The following is a 21,780-nucleotide window of genomic DNA, read 5'->3' as shown; positions in this document are numbered from 1 at the left end:
GTCATCCGCGCTTAAGGAAATAGATATCGCTCACACTTGTCAAACCTTGTTTCATTTCACTTTAGGTAAAGTGTGATGGGTGTCACAAATATGTTTGACCGGATGGTCTGAAAGGGGATTGAGGACAGGAAGGGGGTTTTTTGAGCCAGGTAATCGTTTGCATCGCTGTTTAAGGTACAACAGGCAAAAAGCGGAAGTGGATTTACCGATTCTGCAGTGGGAAGAGAAGGGGAATGGCAGCGGCTTATAATAAGGTAAGCTTATGGATGGTGGCGTTTTTTAGCATCGCGTCATCCCTGGCGAGATGAGCCCTTTTTGGTTTCATTAAGAAGATCGCGGGGAGTGATCTCCTTAATAACACCTGCAAAATAGCCGCAGAATTTTACCGGGGCAGAATCATCTACTCTTCGTCGCGTTCTTTATTTGCCCGCTGACGTTCGTAATAGTCATCTTCCGCCGTAATGATTTCATCCATCAGCGAGTCCATATCGACTTCATGAATCTCTTCGACGAACAGTCCTGTCAGCGGAGTTTCTGGGGTTAACTTGCCGTCTTCATACAGCAGCCAGATTTCTTTCGCATAACGGGTTTTCAGCAACTGCGGAGCAAACTGACCGTAGTACGCCGTGATGTTATTCACGTCACGCTCGAACATGGCTTCAGCATGGTTATTCGCTGCAGCATCGACAGCCTGAGGCAAGTCGATAATGACCGGGCCTTGTGCATCGAGCAGTACGTTAAATTCCGACAGGTCACCATGCACGATACCGGCACACAACATGCGTACGATATTACGGATCATGGTATGGAAATCAGTCACCGCGCTTTCTTCGGACATAGTCACATCGCTAAGACGTGGAGCCACCATGCCGTCTGCATCCGTCACCAGTTCCATCAGGAGCACGCCGTCGATACAAAGATAGGGCTGAGGGACTCGTACGCCCGCTTCTGCCAACCGGAACAGCGCATCCACCTCTGCGGTTTGCCAGGACTCTTCCTGCTGCTTGCGGCCGAATTTAGAGCCTTTCTGCATCGCACGGGAGCTACGTGAGTTACGGACCTTGCGGCCTTCCTGATACTGCACGGCCTGCTTAAAGCTGCGCTGTGTCGCTTCCTTGTACACTTTGGCACAATTGATCTTGTCACCGCATAACACAGTGTAAACGTCGGCTTCCTTTCCGCTTTTAAGGCGTTGGAGCACATCGTCTATCAGGCCATCATCAACCAGAGGTTGGATTCGGTTTGGGATTTTCATGCGGCTTTATACCTTATTTCAGCCAGGTTACGAAAGATATCAGGCACAAAAAAACCCACAAGGTTTTCACCGTGTGGGTTCTCAGGACTTCATCGAGTGGGTCTGGTAACCATCGACCAAGAATTTGGTGGAGCTGGCGGGAGTTGAACCCGCGTCCAGAATTACTACACCGTCGGCACTACATGCTTAGTCCTGTCTTTACATTCGCCGGTTAGCTGCGAACGGACACGCCACTAACCAACTAGCCTGATTAGGTTTAGTGTTTCAGCCCCAGGCAGGACATCCACACGAGTTCTTTTGTTTTTGACCTCTCTTGATCCCCGTCCTAAGAACGGAGGCTAGGGAGAGAGGGCTCTGAGCAGGTTATTAAGCTGCTAGTGCGTAGTTTTCGTCGTTTGCAACTATTTTTTTGCGGCTTTTAACGAGGCAAACCGCCCCTCGGCATGCTCCTAGGGCTTCGCAAATCCTGTCGAATCCAGAATCAGCCCCATGTACTACTGTGAACCACTATAACAGAAAAACCTGTCGCTACGCCATAGGCTTAGCGATTTGCGTGTTTCATAATACGTGCTTTGTCGGTCTTCCATTCGCGATCTTTGATATCACCGCGTTTGTCGTGCTCTTTCTTACCTTTGGCTACGCCAATCTTCAGCTTGGCCCAGGCGTTTTTCCAGTACAGGGATAAAGCGACGATGGTGTAACCATCGCGGTTGGCTTTATCGAACAGGATTGCCAGCTCGCGCTCCTTAAGAAGAAGCTTGCGGGTGCGGGTCGGGTCGCAGACCACATGCGAGGATGCGCCAATCAACGCCTGGAAGGTTGCGCCGAACAGAAAGGCTTCCCCATCACGCAGCATGATGTAGCTTTCGCTGATGTTAGCCTTTCCTGCGCGGAGTGATTTGACTTCCCATCCCTGGAGCGACAGTCCCGCTTCGAATTCATCTTCAATGAAGTATTCATGGCGGGCCCGTTTGTTCATGGCAATGGTAGCGGAACCGGGTTTATGTGCTTTTTTCTTAGTCATAGTGCCACTTAGTTTACATGAAGCAGTGATTGAAGGCATCCCCTGTAACAAACGAGACGGGGAAAAGCGCTATTTTAGCAGAACGCTGGCGGCTGAGAATTTTTGTTTGCCTGCCGGCGATGGTATTATTGAAAAGTTGAAGATTAACAGGAAACGTTATGTCTCAGATTAGTCGTTCCGCGTTGGTGCCCTACAGCGCAGAGCAGATGTTCCGGTTGGTAAACGATGTGGATGCCTATCCGGAATTTCTTCCAGGGTGTACCGGTAGCCGTATTCTCGATGCCAGCGAACAGCAGATGACCGCGTCAGTGGATGTCTCTAAGGCTGGGATCAGTAAAACGTTTGTCACGCGAAATACGCTGACGGATAACCAGAGCATTGCTATGCAGCTGGTTGATGGCCCGTTCCGCAAATTGAACGGTGGCTGGAAGTTCACCGCGCTCAGTGATGATGCCTGCAAGGTTGAGTTGAGTCTGGACTTTGAGTTCACCAATATGCTGGTTGAACTGGCCTTTGGACGCATCTTCAAAGAGCTGGCAAGCAGCATGGTGCAGGCGTTTACTAAACGCGCGAAAGAGGTCTACAGTGCCTGATATCGCGGTTGAAGTGGTCTATGCGTTGCCAGAAAAACAGTATCTGTACACGGTTAACGTGGAAGAGGGCGCGACTGTCGAAGACGCTATCAAAGCTTCCGGCATTCTTGAACTCAGAAGTGATATCAATCTCGCCAGTAACAAAGTGGGTGTTTTTAGTCGTCCGGTAAAACTGGGGGATGAGGTACACAGTGGCGATCGCATTGAAATCTATCGCCCGTTACTGGCCGACCCGAAAGAACTCCGCCGTCAGCGCGCCGAACGCGCGGCAAAAAAATAAGGCGCCTTAGCGCCTTACGATTTCATCAACAAGCCTGCTGTTAACCGCTTTTCTTGCCGCTCAGGGTTGGCTTGTTATCAATGTTGGTCAGGGTACCGCTACCATCAAAGGTCAGCGTCAGCGTCTGCTGAGTCACAGGCTCATGGCCTGGCTCCTGGCGGAACACGTAATACCAGACGTTGCTACCAAACGGGTCGCGCATCATCGGCGTGCCCAGGGTGTAAGCCACCTGCTGTTGCGTCATGCCGGTATGAATTTTGGAAACATCATTCGCAACCAGGTAATTGCCCTGGTTGATGTCCGGGCGGTAAACCACTCGCTCCAGAGTGGAACATCCAGCAGTCATCATCAGAAGAACCACCGCCGCAGCAGTCAGCGTTTTACAGCGCATAAGTATCTCTATTCCTTTTCGGGCCAACAATCTGGCTGCATCGAACGTTCGCTACGATTACAGCGTAAGAAGACGATGATAATAAACCTTTCCGCAGTTTGAAACCTCTACGGAGCAAGGATATGACCACAACAGGCCAAAAAAGTGCGGCAATCAGGCTGCTAAAAGCTCCTTTGCGTTCGCCAGCGTGTTGCGAGTGACCTCGCTACCGCCCAGCAGACGGGCCAGTTCCTGCAGACGGGCACGTTTATCCAACGGGATCATATGGGTTTCAGTCATTTCGCCATCGGTCTCTTTACTGACGTAGAAATGATGATTTCCACAGCCCGCAACCTGCGGAAGGTGGGTCACACACATAACCTGCGTGGATTCCCCTAACTGACGCAGCATCTTACCGACCACGGCTGCGGTAGGACCGCTGATGCCCACATCCACCTCATCGAAAATCAACGCTGGCGTATCCATCTTACGGGCTGTAATCACCTGAATGGCGAGGGCAATACGCGACAGCTCACCGCCAGAGGCCACTTTAGACAACGGTTGAAGCGGCTGACCAGGGTTAGTGGTCACACGGAAATCGATACGGTCTGCACCCTCAGCGGTCAAATGGTCAGCGTTAAACAGCACCTCAATCCCCAGCTTACCGTGCGGCATGGAGAGCGCATGCATGCTCTCACCAATCAGGCGGCTCAATTCTTCTGCGAAATGCACACGGCGCTGATGCAACTGCTCAGCACAGGTCATTGCCGCACGATGATGGCGGGAAACGGTCAGCGTCAGATCTTCCTGATCGCTCTCCTGCTGATCGAGCAGACCTTGTTCTTCCAGCAGCTGCTGGTGGAAGACCGGCAGTTCTTCAGGGGAGATGTGGTGTTTGCGCGCCAGAGCGATCTGTTTAGATATCCGCTGTTCAAGCTCATGCAGACGGTTTGGATCGAGATCCAGACGTTCGCAGTAGTGACGGAGTTCATCGCTGGCTTCACTGATTTGAATGGATGCTTCATCCAGCAGCTTATAGACCCCGCTGAGCTTGTCATCCATCGTCAGCAGCTCGCTAAGCAATTGCTGAGCGGTATACAGCTGATTCTGCAACGTGGCGTCTTCGCCATCAGCCAGCAGCATCAGAGCTTGTTGACTGGTGGAGAGCAGCTGCCCGCTGTTGGCCAGACGCTTGTACTCTTCATCAATCGCTTCATATTCACCGGTCACGGGCGCGAACTCGTTCAGCTCTTTCAGCTGATATTGCAGAAGCTCACGGCGAGCCTCGCGCTCCTGAGAGAGTTGCTGATGCTGTGCCAGCACGCGGCAGCTTTGGTGCCATGCACGATAGCTTGTCGCCATTTCCTGCATCAGGCCGGTTTCTCCGGCGTAACCATCTAGCAGCGTTTTCTGATGTTCGGGTTTCAGCAGAAGCTGGTGAGCATGTTGACCGTGGATCTGGATCAGCAACTGACCGAGGTCGCGTAGCTGAGAAAGGGGAACCGCAGTGCCGTTGATAAAGCCGCGTGAACGGCCGTCACTGCTGATCACCCGGCGCAACAGGCACTCGTTACCTTCATCAAGCTGGTTTTCAACCAGCCACGTCAAAGCAGAAGGGGTATCTTTTAGAGAGAAGCGCGCACAAATATCGGCGCGGGAAGCGCCAAGGCGAACCATATCCGCTTCCGCCCGACCGCCCAGGCACAAGCCGAGCGCATCAATAGCAATGGACTTCCCTGCGCCGGTCTCGCCGGTGATGGCGGTCATGCCACGCTGAAAATCGATTTCAAGTTCACGAACAATCGCAAAATTACTGATGGTCAGTTGTGCCAGCATAGTGGGTATTCCTGTACGTAAACACAGATATGGTTTTTCATACAGTATATACTGGTTTTATAACCAGTAAAGTAGCTGGCGTTGGTTTTTAAAACAATTTTTTCGACCAGGCGAGCTTAGAGCTCAGCGTATTGAAATAATTATAGTTTTGGGGATGGATGAGATTGAGGTGATCGTTATTCCGGCGGATCAAGACGTCTTCACCTTCCTGAATTGGCAGGGCAATCTGGCTGTCACAGCTGACTTCCAGGTCGCCGCGCATATGGGAAAAGCGCAGGCGAATGGTGCTGCTGCTGTTAATCACCAGTGGCCTTGCGGAGAGCGTATGCGGGAACATCGGCACAATCGCGATGGCATCCAGAGACGGCGTTAAAATGGGGCCGCCTGCGGAAAGTGAATACGCCGTTGAACCGGTCGGCGTGGAGATAATCAAGCCATCGGAGCGCTGAGAGAAGGCGAACGACTCATCAATGTAGACTTCGAATTCAATCATATGGGCCACTTTGCCTGGATGCAGCACCACTTCATTAATGGCCGTGCCGATGCGCGGTTCACGGCCCTGGCGGCACACCTGCGCTTCAAGCAGGAAGCGGCTTTCTGTAATGTATTTACCTTCCAGCACGTCGGCTAACTGCTGCTGGGCATTATCCGGATCGAGATCGGTCAGAAAGCCAAGATTGCCACGGTTGATCCCAATCACTTTGATATCGTAACGGGCCAGTACGCGCGCCGCGCCCAGCATATTACCATCACCGCCGACCACTACGGCCAGATCGGCTCGCTGACCAATTTCCGCCAACGTGCCGGTTTCAACGTCCGTCAGATTCAGCTCACGGGCGATCTGCTGCTCGATAATCACCTCGTAGCCTTTGGTTGTCAGCCAGCGATAGAGCATCTCGTGTGTCGTCAACGCGGTAGGATGGCGCGGATGGCCCACAATACCGATACAGTTGAAATGTTTGTTCATGATGCTGGCGTTCCTCATGAGGTAAACTACCTCAGACAATGTGACGGGTTCCCTTGAAACCGCAATTCTGATCCCCATAATAAGCGAACCAGCGAGATGAATGTGCATAAACGCGGAGAAATTCATGAGTAGTAAAGAACAGAACACCCCAAACGAGCAAGTCTCAGACGATATCGAGATGGAGCAGGCGCAGAATCAGGGCGCAGACACAGCCGAAGCGGTCGATCCGCGTGATGAGCGTATTGCCGAGCTGGAAGTCCAGCTGGCACAGTCTCAGGGTGGCGTACGTGAAGCTCAAATCCGTGCCCAGGCTGAGATTGAGAACATCCGTCGCCGTACCGAACTGGACGTCGAAAAAGCGCACAAATTTGCGCTGGAAAAATTTGCCAACGAACTGCTGCCAGTGATCGATAGCCTGGAGCGCGCGCTGGAAGTGGCTGACAAAAGCAATCCTGAACTGAACTCAATGGTCGAAGGGATTGAGCTGACGCTGAAATCTTTGTTGGGCGCAGTCCGTAAATTCGGTGTGGAAGTGATTGGCGACATTAACGTGCCGTTCAACCCTGAATTGCACCAGGCGATGTCGATGATGGAATCTGAGGATGTGGCGCCAAACCACGTTCTGATGGTGATGCAACGTGGTTACACGCTGAATGGCCGTCTGCTTCGTCCGGCGATGGTTGCCGTAGCGAAAGCCAAAGCGTAATCGCGCTGACCCATTAAAAAAGCACCCTCGGGTGCTTTTTTTTATGCTCTTATTCCGGCAAAACCGGCTGCCAGTCGATCGGTTTTTCGCCGTGCTGCTCCAGCCATTCGTTGGTGCTTGAAAAATGACCGCTACCAAAGAAGCCACGATGGGCTGAGAGTGGGGAAGGGTGAGGTGCCAGCAACACATGGTGCCGCTGACGATCGATAATGCTGCCTTTCTTTTGCGCATGTGCGCCCCACAGCAGGAATACCACCCCTTCGCGATGTTCGTTAATCGCAGCGATCACTCTGTCGGTAAAGGTTTCCCAGCCAAATTTCGCGTGTGAATGGGCATTGCCGCCTTCAACAGTTAAAACCGTGTTGAGCAACATCACGCCCTGACGTGCCCAGCTCTCGAGGAAGCCGTGCTGCGGACGGATGAAACCGGGAATGTCTGTAACCAGCTCTTTGTACATATTCACCAGTGATGGCGGCACAGCCACGCCAGGCAGCACTGAGAAGGCCAGACCATGAGCCTGATTGGGGCCGTGATAAGGGTCCTGACCGAGGATAACCACTTTGATATCCCCTAATTCCGTCATCCTTAGCGCGTTGAACACATCTTTCTGAGGCGGATAGACGATTTTGCCCGACGCACGTTCATGAGCCACTTTGGCCAGCGTTTCAATGAAATAGGGCTTCTCTTTTTCCTCTGCCAGCACGTCGTGCCAGGTCAGTGTGTTGGCCATTATCGCCTCCTTAACGTTTAAGCCGTGTAGCTTAACGTGGAACCGCGAGCGGTAAAACTTAAAATATTGTTGATATTTTACAAAAAAATATGAAGCGAGGGTTTGACGAAAATTGAGCTAAATCATTAAGTTGTTCGGGGATGCATTTTCATCCGCGGCAGAATATTGATTTTGGTCAAAGAGGCACCACCTTCGGGCTGATATACAGATCGGATATGAGTCAATCCTGCTCCATTATCCTTGCTGATAGTTATCAGCCCTGAACTGCCTGGAGGCACAATCATGATTACCGGAATTCAAATTACTAAAGCATCCAACGCCGGTCTGCTGAACTCATTCTGGCTGCTGGACAACGAGAAAGCTGAAGCACGCTGCGTGTGTGCCAAAGAAGGTTATAACCAGGATCAGGTTGTGCCGGTCAGTGAGTTAGGCCAAATCGAATACCGTGAAATTCCGTTGGAAGTGAAGCCGGAAGTGCGTGTGGAAGGCGGTCAGCATCTGAATGTTAACGTGCTACGCCGCGAGACGCTGCAGGATGCTGTCGATCATCCCGAAAAGTATCCTCAACTGACAATTCGTGTTTCTGGCTATGCTGTGCGTTTCAATTCATTGACGCCAGAACAGCAGCGCGATGTGATCGCCCGTACCTTCACAGAAAGTCTGTAATAATCGGGGAAAATTACCCCTGTTATCGCCATGAAAATAGGACGCGTGTTGAAAAGTGCAGCAGCGCTATTTTCATTGTAATCTGATGAAAGTTAATGAAAATAGGGGGTTGTTGTTTCAGGGTTAAATTGGACTGAGGCAACAATGCCCATTTTCAGATTGAAAATTTGTTGGAACCGTTATTTTTCTGCATCACAGACATAAAAAAACCGCCTGCTACGGGCGGTTTTTTGTTATGCGGTGCAATTATTCAGCACTGTCCGGTTTCGCCACTGCGGTAGGCTTACGACGCTTACCAATGTTCTTTGTATCGCGATGGCGCTCTTTCGCACGCGGCTGCGCTTCTTTCGCTTCCGTCTGTTTAAGCTCTTTGCGCTTGGCCAGCACTTTCTTCGACGGCTTGCCGTTCAGCTTCTCACTCGGCGGACGAGTGGTTGGACGTAGTTCGTCAATGGTGCGGGATTTCAGCGGCTCCTTGATGTAGCGAGTCACTTTACCCAACAACACGTTGTCGTGTGCTTCAACCAGCGAAATCGCGATGCCTTTCTTACCCGCGCGGCCAGTACGACCAATACGGTGCAGGTAGGTGTCGGAGGTGCGTGGCATATCGAAGTTGAACACGTGGCTGACATCTTCAATGTCGATACCGCGCGCGGCAACATCGGTTGCAACCAGCACGTTTACACGGCCATCCACCACACGTTTAATCGCTTCGTTACGCTTGAACTGCTCCAGTTCGCCTTCCAGATAGCTGGTGTTAATGCCCGCTTCACGCAGCCAGCCACACAGCTCGTGCACACGCTCACGTTTACGCACAAACACCACGGAGCGGGTGACTTCAGGCTGTTTCAGCATGTGGATCAACAGCGCGGTTTTATGCTTAACGTCATCTGCGCGATAGTACCACTGCAGAATTTTTTTACGTTCGCGGCGGGCCGGATCGGCTTCAATTTCTTCCGGCTCGTTCAGCAGACGTTCAGAGAAGTCTTTAATCGCATCGCCTTCCAGCGTGGCGGAGAACAGTAATGTCTGTTTGCGCCAGCGGGTTTCAGCCGCGATGGTTTCGATATCCTGGGCAAAGCCCATGTCCAGCATGCGGTCCGCTTCATCGAGGATCAGCGATTCTACCGCGCGGCAGTCAAAGTTCTCTTCTTTGATGTACTGCAACAGACGGCCGGTGGTGGCGACCACGACGTCCTGGTTTTCGCTGAACACTTCCGCGTGGTTCATGTACGCAACGCCACCGGTTATCGTCGCGATATCCAGATGGGTGTATTTAGCAAGCTCACGGGCCTGATCGGCAACCTGCATCGCCAGTTCGCGCGTCGGCGTTAAGATCAGAACGCGCGGCGGTCCGGATTTTTTACGGGGGAAGTCGAGCAAATGCTGAAGCACGGGCAGCAGATAAGCCGCCGTTTTGCCTGTACCGGTTGGTGCCGAACCCAGAACGTCACGACCCTCCAGTGCAGGCGGGATCGCAGCGGCCTGGATAGCCGTAGGGCGTGTATAGCCCTTCTCCTGCAATGCTTTCAGCAGGCTTTCATCTAGTTCGAGTTCGGAAAAAGTGGTTACAGTCATGGTCTACCTCAGTTTGGGGCGCTGATTATAGACAGATTGAACACGATCTTCATCTGTTTGTGTGGTCTGAATGACTTTTCCTTACGAGGATATTGTCCTATGCTAGCGCCGTTTCCATTTCAGGTCAGTCAAATGTCTCAACAGAAAGCGGTCCTTCGGTCCAACGGATTTACCTTCAAACAGTTTTTTGTCGCCCACGATCGCTGTGCGATGAAGGTTGGAACCGATGGCGTGTTGCTGGGTGCCTGGGCGCCAGTCGCAGGTGCGCAACGCGTGCTGGATATCGGCACCGGCAGCGGGTTGATTGCACTGATGCTGGCTCAGCGAACCGGGCAGGACGTTGAGGTTGATGCTGTTGAGCTGGACGAGCAGGCCGTTGGTCAGGCGCGGGAAAATGCCGCCGAGTCCCCCTGGGCAGACAGAATTCACGTCTGGCAGGACGACATTGTTCACTGGTCAAAAAACGCTGAGCAGCGTTACTCGCTGATCGTCAGCAATCCGCCGTATTTTGTGCCCGGAACAGACTGTGCCAGCCCTGAGCGCGCATCTGCTCGTTATACCACGGATTTAACGCACGATGTGTTGCTGAGCTGCGCGGAAGAATTAATTACCGAGGAAGGCTATTTCTGTGTGGTGCTGCCAGCCTCTGCGGGAGACAAACTGGTTGAGCTGGCTCAACAGCGCGGCTGGCATCTGCATTGTCGTACGGATATATCGGATACCGAAATGCGCCCGCCAAATCGCGTGCTGTTGGCACTGTCACCCAAACCCGGCGAACCGTTTGTTGATCGTATGACGATTCGCGGGCCAGACCACAATTATTCCGAAGCGCATTGCAGCCTGACGCGCGATTTCTATCTGTTCCGCTAACTCACTACGGCGAGAGAAGGGTAGGCTTCGCCTCATCCAGCAGCTCGGGATAATCGAGCGTGAAATGCAATCCACGGCTCTCCTTTCGCTCCATCGCACAGCGGACAATCAGCTCCGCAACCTGCACCAGGTTACGCAGCTCCAGCAGGTTATTTGAGATGCGGAAGTTAGCGTAGTACTCGTCAATTTCCTGTTGCAGCATATTGATGCGGCGAAGCGCGCGCTCAAGACGTTTCGTGGTGCGCACGATCCCCACGTAGTCCCACATCAACAGGCGAAGCTCGTGCCAGTTATGCTGGATCACCACGCGTTCATCAGAATCATCGACCCGGCTTTCATCCCACTGCGGCAAGCTTTCCGGCATGCTGACGTCCTGCAGATGCTGATTGATGTGCTCCGCTGCCGACCAGCCGTAAACCAGACACTCCAATAGCGAATTCGATGCCAGACGGTTCGCGCCATGCAGGCCGGTATAGCTGACTTCGCCAATGGCATACAGCCCGGTGATATCCGTCAGACCCTGGCGTTCGACGACCACGCCGCCGCAGGTGTAATGGGCGGCAGGAACAATGGGGATCGGCTCTTTGGTTAAGTCAAAGCCCAGCGTTTGCAGTTTCTCATCGATCATCGGGAAGTGCGCACGGATGAACTCAGCCGGTTTATGGCTGATATCCAGATACATGCAATCTGCCCCCAGCCGCTTCATTTCGTGGTCGATTGCGCGGGCGACAATATCGCGCGGGGCCAGCTCAGCGCGTGGATCGAAGTCGGGCATAAAGCGGCTGCCATCGGGACGCTTGAGGATCGCGCCTTCGCCACGCAGCGCTTCCGTTAACAGGAAATTACGGGCGTCGGGATGGAACAGGCAGGTGGGATGAAACTGGTTGAATTCAAGATTGGCGACCCGACAACCCGCACGCCAGGCCATCGCGATGCCATCCCCTGAAGCCACATCCGGATTGGTGGTGTATTGATACACCTTGGCGGCGCCGCCCGTGGCCAGCACCACAGAACGTGCCCGGCAGGTTTCCACCTTTTCGCGCTTACGGTTCCAGATGTAGGCGCCGACCACGCGGCGTTCGCCCGGCAGACCAATTTTGTCAGAGACAATCAAATCCACCGCATTGCTGCGTTCAATAATATGAATGTTGGGATGGCTCAATGCCTGGCTGACCAGTGTGGTTTCGACCGCACGACCGGTCGCATCCGCACTGTGAAGAATTCTGCGATGGCTGTGGCCACCTTCGCGGGTTAGATGGTAACGACCTTCCAAAGCGTCCGGGTTTTCTTTATCAAACAGCATGCCGTTATCAATCAGCCACTGAACACAGTGGCGCGCATTGCTGGCGATAAACGAGACCGCGTCCCTGTCGCACAGGCCGCCACCGGCAATCAAGGTGTCTTCAACATGAGATTCGATGCTGTCCGTCTCATCGAAAACGGCGGCGATCCCGCCCTGAGCATAAAAGGTTGAGCCTTCGCTAACCGGGCCTTTACTCAATACGGTGACCTGATGCTTTTCCGCCAGGCGCAACGCTAAGGTCAGGCCCGCGGCACCGCTACCAATGATCAACACGTCACAGCTGTATTCAGGAGAAGAAGTCATAGTGTTTAATTTACTAAACAGGTTGTTTGCTGAGCATAGCACTCAACTTCGGCACGAAAAAAGGCTTTTTCGTTGTCAACAGGCAGAGTGTGAGCTGGTCGAGACTTTCGTAAATGTAAGAATTAAGTCAATTTGCGTCAATTAAGCGAGGATAAGGTTTAATATTGAGAACAGCCTTGGATTACCGTGATTTTAAGGTGAAAAAGCGGGCTCCATGGGGTACTCTGCGGCGTTGACGGGGCACTTTTTGCTAACATGCGAAAGTGCAAAGGGGGGCAGTGGCTGCTTAATCAGTCAGAAATCATAAAAATGATCGCTGATTTATCCTTTTCCGGCAGAACATCACAAATATAATGGCGCAACGGAACTTTACTCATGATGATCACTCAAAGCGGATGCTTGCTCGAAAAATATGAGTTATTGCGGGTAGTTCAAGAACGCGTGGAACAAGATTTGGGGAGACATTACCTCGGATGAGCGAGCAGTTAACGGATCAGGTTCTCGTTGAGCGAGTACAGAAAGGAGATCAGAAGTCATTTAACTTACTGGTGGTTCGCTACCAGCACAAAGTGGCGAGTCTGGTTTCCCGTTACGTCCCCTCCGGAGATGTGCCTGACGTAGTGCAGGAATCCTTTATAAAAGCCTATCGTGCGCTGGAATCTTTCCGTGGCGACAGTGCGTTTTATACCTGGCTCTACAGAATCGCCGTCAATACGGCCAAAAATTACCTGGTTGCTCAGGGGCGTCGTCCACCGGCGAGTGATGTGGATGCAATAGACGCCGAAAACTTCGAAAGTGCAGGAGCACTGAAAGAAATTTCGAACCCTGAGAACTTAATGTTGTCTGAAGAATTGAAGCAGATAGTTTTTCGCACCATTGAGACGCTGCCTGAAGATCTCCGTATGGCGATCACCCTCAGGGAGTTGGATGGTTTGAGCTACGAAGAGATAGCCGCCATTATGGATTGTCCGGTCGGTACGGTACGTTCCCGTATTTTCCGTGCGCGAGAAGCTATTGATAATAAAATTCAACCGCTTATCCAACGCTAGTCATAGCGCACACAGGAAGGGTACTGAGGCATGCAGAAAGAACAACTTTCCGCTTTGATGGATGGTGAGGCTTTAGATAATGAAGTTTTATCCGCATTGTCTAAAGACGCTACGCTGCAGAAAAATTGGGAAAGCTATCACCTGATCCGCGACACTATGCGTGGCGATGTGGGTCAGGTTATGCATTTCGATATTGCCGCACGCGTTGCCGCCGCCATTGAACTTGAGCCGGTCAACAAAACCACGACGCTGATCCCGGAAGCGCAACCCAAACCAGAGCGCTATGAAAATATGCCGTTCTGGCACAAGGTGCGTCCATGGGCTGCCCAAATCACTCAGATTGGGGTTGCTGCGTGTGTGTCATTGGCCGTGATTGTTGGTGTTCAGCATTACAACCAGCCGCAGGATGGTCAGCCACAATCCGATTCGCCGGTGTTTAACACGCTGCCGATGATGGGGCAGGCGTCACCTGTTAGCCTTGGTGTACCTTCTTCTGAAAGTGCGACCAACAACACCAATGCCAGCCAGCAGGTGCAGGACTCGCGTCGTCGCGTGAATGCCATGCTGCAGGATTATGAATTGCAGCGTCGTTTGCATTCCGACCAGCTCCAGTTTGAGCAGGCACCCGATCAGCAAGCCGCTGTTCAGGTTCCCGGTAATCAGTCGTTAGGAATTCAGCAGCAGTAATGAAGCAACTTTGGTGTGCCGTCAGCCTAATGGCTGGCAGCCTGATGTACTCCAGTGTCGCCCCGGCGGAATCAACCACCTCCGGGGCGCTCTTGCAACAGATGGAGCAGGCCAGCCAGTCTCTCAGTTATGAATTCGCCTATATCAACGTTTCTCGGTTAGGGATTGAATCCTTACGCTATCGTCATGCAATGCTGGGCAACAAAGTCTACGCTCAGCTGCTGCAGATGGATGGCCCGCGCCGTGAGATTATTCAGCGTGGGAGCGAAATAAGCTATTTCGAACCTGGCCTGGAGCCCTTTACCCTGCCTGGCGACCATATTGTCGATTCACTTCCGTCCCTCGTGTATGCCGATTTCCGCAAGCTAGCCGACAACTATGATTTTGTTGCGGTTGGGCGTACCCGTATCGCCGATCAACTGTGCGAAGTGATCCGCATTGTGGCGCGTGATGGAACCCGTTACAGCTATATAGTCTGGCTGGACAGCGAAACCAAACTGCCTTTGCGGGTTGATTTGCTGGACCGCGATGGCGAAACGCTGGAGCAATACCGCGTGATTAGCTTTGCGGTAGACGATGGCGTGAAGAACGTGATGAAGGTGCTGGAAAAATCCACGCTTCCTCCCGCGTTGTCCGTGCCACCCAGCGAGAAAGTGGCATTAAAGTGGAAAGCCGACTGGTTACCTACCGGCATGAAAGAAGTGACACAGAGTCGCCGACAGATCCCCTCAATGAATAAACCGGTTGAGTCGCGTCTATACTCAGATGGCTTGTTCAGCTTCTCCATCAACGTCAGCGCAGCGGATAAAAACAGTTCTCCGCAGCTAATGCGCACTGGGCGTCGTACGGTGCAGACTGAAGTGCGTAATAATGCGGAAATAACTGTCGTTGGCGAACTGCCACCGTCAACCGCCAAGCGTATTGCAGATGCGGTCAATTTAGGATCAACACCATGATGAGAGAATGGGCCACTGTGGTCTCCTGGAACAACGGCATTGCTACGCTGCATTCAGAAATCAAAACCTCCTGCAGCAGCTGTTCTGCGCGGAAGGGGTGCGGCAGCCATATGCTGGATAAGCTTGGGCCGAAAAATGCGCACGTAATGAAAGTCGCCAGCGCCGAGCCGTTAGCTGCCGGTCAGCGGATTGAGCTGGGGATTGCCGAAAAAAGCCTGCTCAGTTCAGCGCTGCTGGTCTATATGACGCCTTTGGTCGGACTGTTTATCGTCGCTGGCCTGTTTCAGGCATTGTTTCACACCGATATTGCCGCAGTATCTGGCGCGTTGCTCGGTGGGGTTGGTGGCTTCATCCTGGCGAAAGGCATCTCCACGTATTTGGGGAAATCGGCCTCATTCCAGCCTGTTATCTTAAGCGTTGCTCTACCACCTGATGCACTGCGCGTAGAGACAGATCGCTAAGCTTGCCAACCTGCCGTGCTAACGGCGGGTTTCTCCTTTCTGCTTCTCATCTTGCCGATAAAGTGACGCCGATCTCACTTTTCTTACGCTCCCTCTGAAACATTACGAAATCCCCGGACACATGTTGTTTTCAATTTGCTAACGTCGTAGCATGCTGACTCTTTGATGATAATGATTATCATTACTTTTTCTGGGGTAAGTCATGCAACATCGTTTGGCCAGGTTCTGTGTCTTTGTTGGTTGTCTGTTATTTTCGGTCTCTTCACTGGCAGCGTCTTTTGTGGTGGAAGATGTCAGTGGTCGAAAAGTCGAAATAAAATCGCCGGTTAAAAGGATTATCCTCGGGGAAGGGCGGCAGATTTTTTTGCTGGCTGCTTTTGATACCGAAGCACCTTTCCAGCGTGTTGTCGGCTGGCGTGACGATCTGCCGAAGGCGGATTTCGACAGCTATCAGAATTACGAAAAGAAATACCCTCAGATCAGTAATCTGCCCACCTTTGGCGGGGCGAAAGACGGCACCTTCAACATTGAACAGGCGCTGACGCTGAAGCCCGATCTGGTGTTGATGAACCTCGAATCTAAAGCGGCAACCGATGAAGGCCAGCTGATTGATAAGCTGAGCAAACTGGGCATCCCGGTAGTCTTTATCGATTTCCGTGAGAAGCCGTTTGAAAATGCGGAGAAGAGCATTCACATCATGGGCCAGCTGGTCGGCAATCCGAAAAGAGCAGATGAAATCATCGCTTTCCGCCGTCAGCAGGTCGAGATCGTCACCGAACGTCTGAAAAACTATCAGGGTAAACGTCCTTCAGTGATGTTGGATCGCGCCGGTGGCTACACGGAAGAGTGCTGCATGTCCTTTGGCGATGAAAACTTTGGTCGGATGGTCGAGGTTGCCGGCGGCCGGAATATCGCCAAAGGGCTGATCCCAGGCACCTTTGGCATGCTCAACCCAGAGCAAATCATCAGCTCAAACCCGGATGTGGTGATTGTGACGGGTGCTAACTGGAAAAACTACAACACCGCCAACGGCTGGGTGGGTGTGGGGCCAGGCGCCGACCAAAAGGAAGCGATTAAGCGTCTGCAAGCGCTGATGGAACGTCCAGCCTTCAGAACCTTACCGGTCGCCAGCAATGGCAACGTTCATGCTATCTGGCATCAGTTCTATGACAGCCCCTATAACTTTGTGGCGATTCAGGCGATGGCCAAATGGCTGCACCCGGATTTGTTCACAGATATCGATCCCGATGCCACCTTCCGTGAATTCCATCAACGCTTCCTGCCGCTGGTGTATCAGCCAGGTTATTGGGTGACCTTGCCGGCAAAGAATCCACCGGCAACGCCATAACCGCTTTTCATTATCTGAATAAAGGCCGCCATGCGGCCTTAATTGATCGTGACAGTCCAAAGCGCCTATTTTTGTTACGCTATTGCGCTTTACAGAGAGATTTTGTTTATAAAATGACACCTCCGGTTGCGAATTTGATGTCCGGCTATGTATGTGAATTCTTTCGTGCAAGGGGCTAACAGTGTAAGATGCGTGCTCATTGATGGCGGGTACATTGCATGAAGTGTTAATAGCTGTGTCCACCGCGAGAATTAAACCGAACGTTTAAGCGAAAATATTCATATAAATGAAGCATATAAGAAACTTTTCTGTCATCGCTCATATCGACCACGGCAAATCAACGCTCTCCGACCGTTTGATTCAAATTTGCGGTGGCCTGACCGAACGTGAAATGGCCGCACAGGTTCTGGATTCCATGGATCTGGAACGTGAACGCGGTATTACCATTAAGGCGCAAAGCGTAACCCTCGCGTACCATGCGCCGGACGGTGAAACTTACCAGCTCAATTTTATCGACACCCCAGGCCACGTAGACTTCTCTTATGAAGTCTCCCGCTCGCTGGCGGCCTGTGAAGGTGCATTGCTGGTGGTAGATGCCGGTCAGGGCGTTGAAGCTCAGACGCTGGCAAACTGCTACACCGCGATGGAAATGGATCTGGAAGTAGTACCGGTGCTGAATAAGATCGATCTGCCCGCGGCAGATCCGGATCGCGTTGCCCAGGAAATTGAAGACATCGTCGGCATTGATGCCACCGATGCGGTGCGCTGCTCGGCAAAAACCGGCGTTGGCGTACCTGACGTGCTCGAGCGTTTAGTGCGTGACATCCCACCGCCAGAAGGCGATCCGGATGGCCCACTGCAGGCGCTGATTATCGACTCATGGTTTGATAACTACCTTGGCGTTGTGTCGTTGATCCGTGTGAAAAACGGCACGCTGCGCAAAGGCGAAAAAGTCAAAGTCATGAGCACCGGCCAGACCTACAACGCTGACCGTCTGGGTATCTTCACGCCGAAGCGCGTGGATCGTGATGCCCTGAACTGCGGTGAAGTTGGCTGGTTGGTATGTGCCATCAAAGACATTCTTGGCGCACCTGTCGGCGATACGCTGACGCTGGCGCGTAACCCGGCAGACAAAGCACTGCCAGGCTTTAAGAAAGTGAAGCCGCAGGTTTATGCCGGTCTGTTCCCAATCAGCTCTGACGACTATGAAGCCTTCCGTGATGCGCTGGGCAAACTGAGCCTGAACGATGCTTCGCTGTTTTATGAGCCAGAAAGCTCCACGGCGCTGGGCTTCGGCTTCCGCTGTGGCTTCCTGGGTCTGCTGCACATGGAGATCATTCAGGAACGTCTTGAGCGTGAATATGACCTTGAGCTGATCACCACCGCACCAACCGTGGTTTATGAAGTGATCACCACCTCAGGCGAAACCGTCTATGTTGACAGCCCGGGTAAACTGCCGCCGCTGAACAACATTGAAGAGCTGCGTGAGCCGATTGCCGAGTGTCATATGCTGTTGCCACAGGAATTCCTCGGCAACGTTATCACCCTCTGTATCGAGAAGCGCGGCATGCAGACCAACATGGTGTATCACGGAAACCAGGTTGCCCTGACGTATGAAATTCCGATGGCTGAAGTGGTTCTCGACTTCTTCGACCGTCTGAAGTCGACCTCGCGCGGTTACGCCTCGCTGGATTACAACTTCAAGCGCTTCCAGACGTCTGACATGGTTCGTGTTGATGTACTGATTAACTCTGAGCGTGTTGATGCGCTGGCGCTGATCACTCACCGTGATAACGCCCCTTACCGTGGTCGCGATCTGGTTGAGAAGATGCGTGAGCTGATCCCTCGCCAGCAGTTTGATATTGCGATTCAGGCAGCGATTGGTACCCATATCATTGCCCGTTCTACCGTTAAGCAGCTGCGTAAAAACGTCCTGGCGAAATGCTACGGCGGTGACGTCAGCCGTAAGAAAAAGCTGTTGCAGAAGCAGAAAGACGGTAAGAAACGTATGAAGCAGGTTGGTAACGTTGAGCTGCCACAGGAAGCGTTCCTTGCCATACTCCATGTTGGTAAAGAAAGTAAATAAGCCCTAAGGCTACGAGGGAACTGGAATGGCTAATATGTTCGCCCTGATTTTGGCGATTGCGACCTTGATCACCGGGATAATCTGGTGCATTGATAAATTCAAGTGGGCGCCAGCCCGCAAGGCCAGGTTGGCCGAAGCTAGCGCAGCTGCTGGTAGCACAGGGGAGCAGGATAAAGCCACTAAACAGCCAGGTTGGGTAGAAACGGCAGCGTCCGTCTTCCCGGTGCTGTTGCTGGTGTTTGTGGTGCGTTCGTTTATTTACGAGCCTTTCCAGATCCCGTCCGGTTCCATGATGCCAACGCTGTTGATCGGCGATTTCATCCTGGTTGAGAAGTTCGCTTATGGGATTAAAGATCCGATCACCCAGACCACGCTGATCCCAACCGGGCATCCTAAGCGCGGCGATATCGCGGTCTTTAAATATCCGAAAGATCCGAGCATGGATTACATCAAGCGTGTAGTAGGCTTACCGGGTGACCACGTGGTTTATGACCCGCAGAGCAAAACCGTCACCATCAATCCCGCTTGTGCCCAGCAGAGCTGTGATAAAGCGGTGCCGGTGACCTATTCCGATGTACAGCCAAGTGATTTTATCCAGACCTTCAGCGGCTTTGACGGTAATGAAGTGGGCAACGGCTTCTACGAGAAACCGCAGGGCGAATCAATGCAAGGTGGCCTTCGTCTGGCGACCCGCAATGAAACGCTGGGTGACGTAACGCACCGCATTCTGCTGGTCACTCAGGCACAAAGTCAGGCCAGCTCGTACTATCAGCAGCCTGGTCAGCCTCAGTCAAGCTGGGTCGTGCCGCAGGGCATGTACTTTATGATGGGCGACAACCGTGATAACAGCGCAGACAGCCGTTATTGGGGCTTCGTACCGGAGAAGAATCTGGTAGGCAAAGCGACAGCCATCTGGATGAGCTTTGACAAGCAGGAAGGGCAATGGCCAACCGGCGTTCGCCTGAGCCGCATTGGCGGTATTCACTGAGTTTGTCGGTAGACATGTTCAGTTAAACGGGTGGTTGCCCTGCGGGGCAGCCACTGCACACGAAACAGTTTCGTGTTGGCCTGGCCAGCCCTGTTCCGTGTGCAGAATTATTGACGCATTCAGATATTGGTAACACATGAACCCCATTGTAATAACCAGGCTCCAGCGGAAGTTGGGCTACACTTTTACTCATCAGGAACTGTTGCAGCAGGCGCTTACTCACCGCAGTGCCAGCAGCAAACATAACGAAAGACTGGAATTTCTGGGCGACTCGATCCTCAGCTACGTGATTGCCAATGCGCTTTATCAACGTTTTCCCCGTGTGGATGAAGGTGATATGAGCCGCATGCGCGCCACGCTGGTGCGCGGTAACACGCTGGCAGAAATGGCCCGTGAGTTTGACCTGGGCGAATGCCTGCGTCTTGGGCCTGGCGAGCTGAAAAGCGGCGGATACCGTCGTGAATCAATCCTTGCCGATACCGTCGAAGCGCTGATTGGTGGCGTCTTCCTGGACAGCGATATTCAGAACGTTGAAAAGCTGATCCTCGAATGGTATGCCAGCCGACTGGAGCAAATCAGCCCAGGCGATAAACAGAAAGATCCAAAAACGCGTCTGCAGGAATATCTGCAGGGTCGTCATCTGCCGCTGCCCTCCTATCTGGTGGTGCAGGTGCGTGGCGAAGCGCATGACCAGGAATTTACTATTCACTGCCAGGTGAGCGGCATGGCAGAACCGGTTGTAGGAACCGGCTCCAGCCGTCGCAAAGCCGAGCAGGCAGCCGCCGAACAGGCGCTGATTAAGCTAGGACTTGAATGAACGAAGAAACTACCCATTGCGGCTTTATTGCTATCGTAGGCCGTCCAAACGTCGGGAAATCCACCTTACTGAACCAGTTACTGGGGCAGAAGATCTCGATCACCTCGCGCAAGCCACAGACCACGCGCCACCGTATTATGGGCATCCATACTGAAGGGCCTTACCAGGCCATCTATGTGGATACCCCCGGCCTGCATATGGAAGAGAAGCGGGCGATCAACCGTCTGATGAACCGTGCAGCCAGCAGCTCCATCGGCGATGTTGAGCTGGTGATTTTTGTGGTTGAAGGCACCCGCTGGACAGCGGATGACGAGATGGTGGTCAACAAGCTGAGAGACAACCGCGTACCGGTTCTTCTGGCGATCAACAAAGTTGATAACATCACTGATAAGAGCATTCTGCTGCCCCATATGCAGTTCCTCAGCCAGCAGATGGACTTTATGGACGTGGTGCCAATCTCTGCCGAAAGCGGCAAGAATGTTGATACCATCGCCAGTATCGTGCGTAAGCGTCTGCCGGAAGCGGTTCACCACTTCCCGGAAGATTACGTTACCGACCGCTCGCAGCGCTTTATGGCATCAGAAATCATCCGTGAAAAACTGATGCGTTTCCTCGGTGCTGAGCTGCCGTATTCGGTGACCGTTGAGATTGAGCAGTTTGTGACTAACGCCCGCGGCGGTTATGACATCAATGGCCTGATTCTGGTTGAGCGTGAAGGCCAGAAAAAGATGGTTATTGGTAACAAAGGCACCAAGATCAAAACCATTGGTATCGAAGCGCGTAAAGACATGGAAGAGATGTTCGAGCAAAAAGTGCATCTTGAATTGTGGGTGAAAGTGAAGTCTGGCTGGGCGGATGACGAGCGTGCTCTTCGTAGCCTGGGCTACACCGACGACCTTTGATCCCT

The 21,780-nt window shown here is 52.6% G+C and carries 22 protein-coding genes and 1 other RNA gene; 14 read left to right on the top strand and 9 right to left on the bottom strand.

The window, feature by feature from the left end; translation table 11 throughout:
* Positions 1 to 400 precede the first annotated feature (400 nt).
* The 3 genes from EBC_RS18850 to smpB all read right to left on the bottom strand — a co-directional run bounded on the left by EBC_RS18850 (position 401) and on the right by smpB (position 2,279).
* Positions 401 to 1,255 (bottom strand): PA4780 family RIO1-like protein kinase, encoded by an 855-nt coding sequence (locus EBC_RS18850; RefSeq protein WP_013203448.1) that lies wholly within the window; start codon positions 1,253 to 1,255, stop codon positions 401 to 403.
* 125 nt (positions 1,256 to 1,380) lie between these two features.
* Positions 1,381 to 1,744: a transfer-messenger RNA gene (ssrA, locus tag EBC_RS24835) on the bottom strand.
* A 52-nt stretch (positions 1,745 to 1,796) separates the two neighbouring features.
* Positions 1,797 to 2,279 carry an SsrA-binding protein SmpB gene (gene smpB / locus EBC_RS18845; protein WP_013203447.1) on the bottom strand — a complete coding sequence of 161 codons (483 nt, stop codon included), beginning with the start codon at positions 2,277 to 2,279 and terminating at the stop codon, positions 1,797 to 1,799.
* A gap of 158 nt (positions 2,280 to 2,437) precedes the next feature.
* On the opposite strand from smpB, the gene EBC_RS18840 reads away from it, so the two are divergent.
* Positions 2,438 to 2,872: a type II toxin-antitoxin system RatA family toxin gene (locus EBC_RS18840; RefSeq protein ID WP_013203446.1), complete on the top strand. Its 435-nt coding sequence runs from the start codon at positions 2,438 to 2,440 to the stop codon at positions 2,870 to 2,872.
* The gene (locus tag EBC_RS18835) at positions 2,865 to 3,152 is read left to right on the top strand and encodes an RnfH family protein (RefSeq protein ID WP_013203445.1); all 288 of its coding nucleotides are present in this window, start codon (positions 2,865 to 2,867) and stop codon (positions 3,150 to 3,152) included. Before EBC_RS18840 ends, EBC_RS18835 begins: the two co-directional genes overlap by 8 nt.
* Before the next feature lie 40 nt (positions 3,153 to 3,192).
* On the opposite strand, the gene bamE is transcribed toward EBC_RS18835, so the two are convergent.
* From bamE to nadK, 3 genes are all read right to left on the bottom strand, one after another.
* Complete coding sequence (gene bamE / locus EBC_RS18830) at positions 3,193 to 3,543, bottom strand: outer membrane protein assembly factor BamE (protein ID WP_013203444.1); 351 nt, start codon at positions 3,541 to 3,543, stop codon at positions 3,193 to 3,195.
* A gap of 153 nt (positions 3,544 to 3,696) precedes the next feature.
* Positions 3,697 to 5,358, bottom strand: coding sequence for a DNA repair protein RecN (recN, locus tag EBC_RS18825; RefSeq protein WP_013203443.1), 1,662 nt, complete (start codon positions 5,356 to 5,358; stop codon positions 3,697 to 3,699).
* A gap of 88 nt (positions 5,359 to 5,446) precedes the next feature.
* Positions 5,447 to 6,325 carry an NAD(+) kinase gene (nadK, locus tag EBC_RS18820; protein WP_013203442.1) on the bottom strand — a complete coding sequence of 293 codons (879 nt, stop codon included), beginning with the start codon at positions 6,323 to 6,325 and terminating at the stop codon, positions 5,447 to 5,449.
* 124 nt (positions 6,326 to 6,449) lie between these two features.
* Here nadK and grpE point away from each other — a divergent pair, with 124 nt between their 5' ends.
* Positions 6,450 to 7,031, top strand: coding sequence for a nucleotide exchange factor GrpE (grpE, locus tag EBC_RS18815; RefSeq protein WP_013203441.1), 582 nt, complete (start codon positions 6,450 to 6,452; stop codon positions 7,029 to 7,031).
* A gap of 49 nt (positions 7,032 to 7,080) precedes the next feature.
* On the opposite strand, the gene ung is transcribed toward grpE, so the two are convergent.
* Complete coding sequence (gene ung, locus EBC_RS18810; RefSeq protein WP_013203440.1) at positions 7,081 to 7,761, bottom strand: uracil-DNA glycosylase; 681 nt, start codon at positions 7,759 to 7,761, stop codon at positions 7,081 to 7,083.
* 282 nt (positions 7,762 to 8,043) lie between these two features.
* On the opposite strand from ung, the gene grcA reads away from it, so the two are divergent.
* The gene (grcA, locus tag EBC_RS18805) at positions 8,044 to 8,427 is read left to right on the top strand and encodes an autonomous glycyl radical cofactor GrcA (RefSeq protein ID WP_013203439.1); all 384 of its coding nucleotides are present in this window, start codon (positions 8,044 to 8,046) and stop codon (positions 8,425 to 8,427) included.
* Between the two features lie 246 nt (positions 8,428 to 8,673).
* Here the strand turns inward: grcA and srmB are convergent, their stop codons facing one another.
* Positions 8,674 to 10,005, bottom strand: a complete 1,332-nt coding sequence (gene srmB, locus EBC_RS18800) for an ATP-dependent RNA helicase SrmB (protein ID WP_013203438.1) — start codon at positions 10,003 to 10,005, stop codon at positions 8,674 to 8,676.
* 132 nt (positions 10,006 to 10,137) lie between these two features.
* Here srmB and trmN point away from each other — a divergent pair, with 132 nt between their 5' ends.
* Positions 10,138 to 10,875 (top strand): tRNA(1)(Val) (adenine(37)-N(6))-methyltransferase TrmN, encoded by a 738-nt coding sequence (gene trmN / locus EBC_RS18795; protein WP_041692387.1) that lies wholly within the window; start codon positions 10,138 to 10,140, stop codon positions 10,873 to 10,875.
* 4 nt (positions 10,876 to 10,879) lie between these two features.
* Here the strand turns inward: trmN and nadB are convergent, their stop codons facing one another.
* Positions 10,880 to 12,481 (bottom strand): L-aspartate oxidase, encoded by a 1,602-nt coding sequence (gene nadB / locus EBC_RS18790; protein ID WP_013203436.1) that lies wholly within the window; start codon positions 12,479 to 12,481, stop codon positions 10,880 to 10,882.
* 473 nt (positions 12,482 to 12,954) lie between these two features.
* On the opposite strand from nadB, the gene rpoE reads away from it, so the two are divergent.
* The 9 genes from rpoE to era all read left to right on the top strand — a co-directional run bounded on the left by rpoE (position 12,955) and on the right by era (position 21,775).
* Positions 12,955 to 13,530 (top strand): RNA polymerase sigma factor RpoE, encoded by a 576-nt coding sequence (gene rpoE / locus EBC_RS18785; protein ID WP_013203435.1) that lies wholly within the window; start codon positions 12,955 to 12,957, stop codon positions 13,528 to 13,530.
* Positions 13,531 to 13,560: 30 nt separating this feature from the next.
* The gene (gene rseA / locus EBC_RS18780; RefSeq protein WP_013203434.1) at positions 13,561 to 14,217 is read left to right on the top strand and encodes an anti-sigma-E factor RseA; all 657 of its coding nucleotides are present in this window, start codon (positions 13,561 to 13,563) and stop codon (positions 14,215 to 14,217) included.
* The gene (gene rseB / locus EBC_RS18775; protein ID WP_013203433.1) at positions 14,217 to 15,173 is read left to right on the top strand and encodes a sigma-E factor regulatory protein RseB; all 957 of its coding nucleotides are present in this window, start codon (positions 14,217 to 14,219) and stop codon (positions 15,171 to 15,173) included. Before rseA ends, rseB begins: the two co-directional genes overlap by 1 nt.
* Positions 15,170 to 15,634, top strand: a complete 465-nt coding sequence (gene rseC, locus EBC_RS18770; RefSeq protein WP_013203432.1) for a SoxR-reducing system protein RseC — start codon at positions 15,170 to 15,172, stop codon at positions 15,632 to 15,634. The genes rseB and rseC overlap by 4 nt, the downstream gene beginning before the upstream one ends.
* Positions 15,635 to 15,836: 202 nt before the next feature.
* Positions 15,837 to 16,982: an ABC transporter substrate-binding protein gene (locus tag EBC_RS18765; protein ID WP_013203431.1), complete on the top strand. Its 1,146-nt coding sequence runs from the start codon at positions 15,837 to 15,839 to the stop codon at positions 16,980 to 16,982.
* 286 nt (positions 16,983 to 17,268) lie between these two features.
* Positions 17,269 to 19,068, top strand: a complete 1,800-nt coding sequence (gene lepA / locus EBC_RS18760) for a translation elongation factor 4 (protein WP_013203430.1) — start codon at positions 17,269 to 17,271, stop codon at positions 19,066 to 19,068.
* A gap of 25 nt (positions 19,069 to 19,093) precedes the next feature.
* A complete protein-coding gene (gene lepB / locus EBC_RS18755; protein WP_013203429.1) occupies positions 19,094 to 20,056 on the top strand; it encodes a signal peptidase I in 963 nt (320 codons plus the stop codon).
* Between the two features lie 136 nt (positions 20,057 to 20,192).
* Positions 20,193 to 20,873 carry a ribonuclease III gene (gene rnc, locus EBC_RS18750; RefSeq protein ID WP_013203428.1) on the top strand — a complete coding sequence of 227 codons (681 nt, stop codon included), beginning with the start codon at positions 20,193 to 20,195 and terminating at the stop codon, positions 20,871 to 20,873.
* Positions 20,870 to 21,775, top strand: a complete 906-nt coding sequence (era, locus tag EBC_RS18745; protein ID WP_013203427.1) for a GTPase Era — start codon at positions 20,870 to 20,872, stop codon at positions 21,773 to 21,775. Before rnc ends, era begins: the two co-directional genes overlap by 4 nt.
* Positions 21,776 to 21,780 lie beyond the last annotated feature (5 nt).

It is taken from the genome of Erwinia billingiae Eb661 (assembly GCF_000196615.1).
GTDB classification, from domain to species: Bacteria; Pseudomonadota; Gammaproteobacteria; order Enterobacterales; family Enterobacteriaceae; genus Erwinia; species Erwinia billingiae.
The sequence above is the reverse complement of the archived record's forward strand: the minus strand, read 5'-3'. Positions and strand labels throughout refer to the sequence as shown.

What these genes read in the sequence shown, in the direction of transcription:
- EBC_RS18850 (WP_013203448.1), bottom strand. Translation starts at nt 1,255, where the DNA reads ATGAAAATCCCAAACCGAATCCAACCTCTGGTTGATGATGGCCTGATA.
- smpB (WP_013203447.1), bottom strand. Translation starts at nt 2,279, where the DNA reads ATGACTAAGAAAAAAGCACATAAACCCGGTTCCGCTACCATTGCCATG.
- EBC_RS18840 (WP_013203446.1), top strand. Translation starts at nt 2,438, where the DNA reads ATGTCTCAGATTAGTCGTTCCGCGTTGGTGCCCTACAGCGCAGAGCAG.
- bamE (WP_013203444.1), bottom strand. Translation starts at nt 3,543, where the DNA reads ATGCGCTGTAAAACGCTGACTGCTGCGGCGGTGGTTCTTCTGATGATG.
- recN (WP_013203443.1), bottom strand. Translation starts at nt 5,358, where the DNA reads ATGCTGGCACAACTGACCATCAGTAATTTTGCGATTGTTCGTGAACTT.
- nadK (WP_013203442.1), bottom strand. Translation starts at nt 6,325, where the DNA reads ATGAACAAACATTTCAACTGTATCGGTATTGTGGGCCATCCGCGCCAT.
- grpE (WP_013203441.1), top strand. Translation starts at nt 6,450, where the DNA reads ATGAGTAGTAAAGAACAGAACACCCCAAACGAGCAAGTCTCAGACGAT.
- ung (WP_013203440.1), bottom strand. Translation starts at nt 7,761, where the DNA reads ATGGCCAACACACTGACCTGGCACGACGTGCTGGCAGAGGAAAAAGAG.
- grcA (WP_013203439.1), top strand. Translation starts at nt 8,044, where the DNA reads ATGATTACCGGAATTCAAATTACTAAAGCATCCAACGCCGGTCTGCTG.
- srmB (WP_013203438.1), bottom strand. Translation starts at nt 10,005, where the DNA reads ATGACTGTAACCACTTTTTCCGAACTCGAACTAGATGAAAGCCTGCTG.
- trmN (WP_041692387.1), top strand. Translation starts at nt 10,138, where the DNA reads ATGTCTCAACAGAAAGCGGTCCTTCGGTCCAACGGATTTACCTTCAAA.
- nadB (WP_013203436.1), bottom strand. Translation starts at nt 12,481, where the DNA reads ATGACTTCTTCTCCTGAATACAGCTGTGACGTGTTGATCATTGGTAGC.
- rpoE (WP_013203435.1), top strand. Translation starts at nt 12,955, where the DNA reads ATGAGCGAGCAGTTAACGGATCAGGTTCTCGTTGAGCGAGTACAGAAA.
- rseA (WP_013203434.1), top strand. Translation starts at nt 13,561, where the DNA reads ATGCAGAAAGAACAACTTTCCGCTTTGATGGATGGTGAGGCTTTAGAT.
- rseB (WP_013203433.1), top strand. Translation starts at nt 14,217, where the DNA reads ATGAAGCAACTTTGGTGTGCCGTCAGCCTAATGGCTGGCAGCCTGATG.
- rseC (WP_013203432.1), top strand. Translation starts at nt 15,170, where the DNA reads ATGATGAGAGAATGGGCCACTGTGGTCTCCTGGAACAACGGCATTGCT.
- EBC_RS18765 (WP_013203431.1), top strand. Translation starts at nt 15,837, where the DNA reads ATGCAACATCGTTTGGCCAGGTTCTGTGTCTTTGTTGGTTGTCTGTTA.
- lepA (WP_013203430.1), top strand. Translation starts at nt 17,269, where the DNA reads ATGAAGCATATAAGAAACTTTTCTGTCATCGCTCATATCGACCACGGC.
- lepB (WP_013203429.1), top strand. Translation starts at nt 19,094, where the DNA reads ATGGCTAATATGTTCGCCCTGATTTTGGCGATTGCGACCTTGATCACC.
- rnc (WP_013203428.1), top strand. Translation starts at nt 20,193, where the DNA reads ATGAACCCCATTGTAATAACCAGGCTCCAGCGGAAGTTGGGCTACACT.
- era (WP_013203427.1), top strand. Translation starts at nt 20,870, where the DNA reads ATGAACGAAGAAACTACCCATTGCGGCTTTATTGCTATCGTAGGCCGT.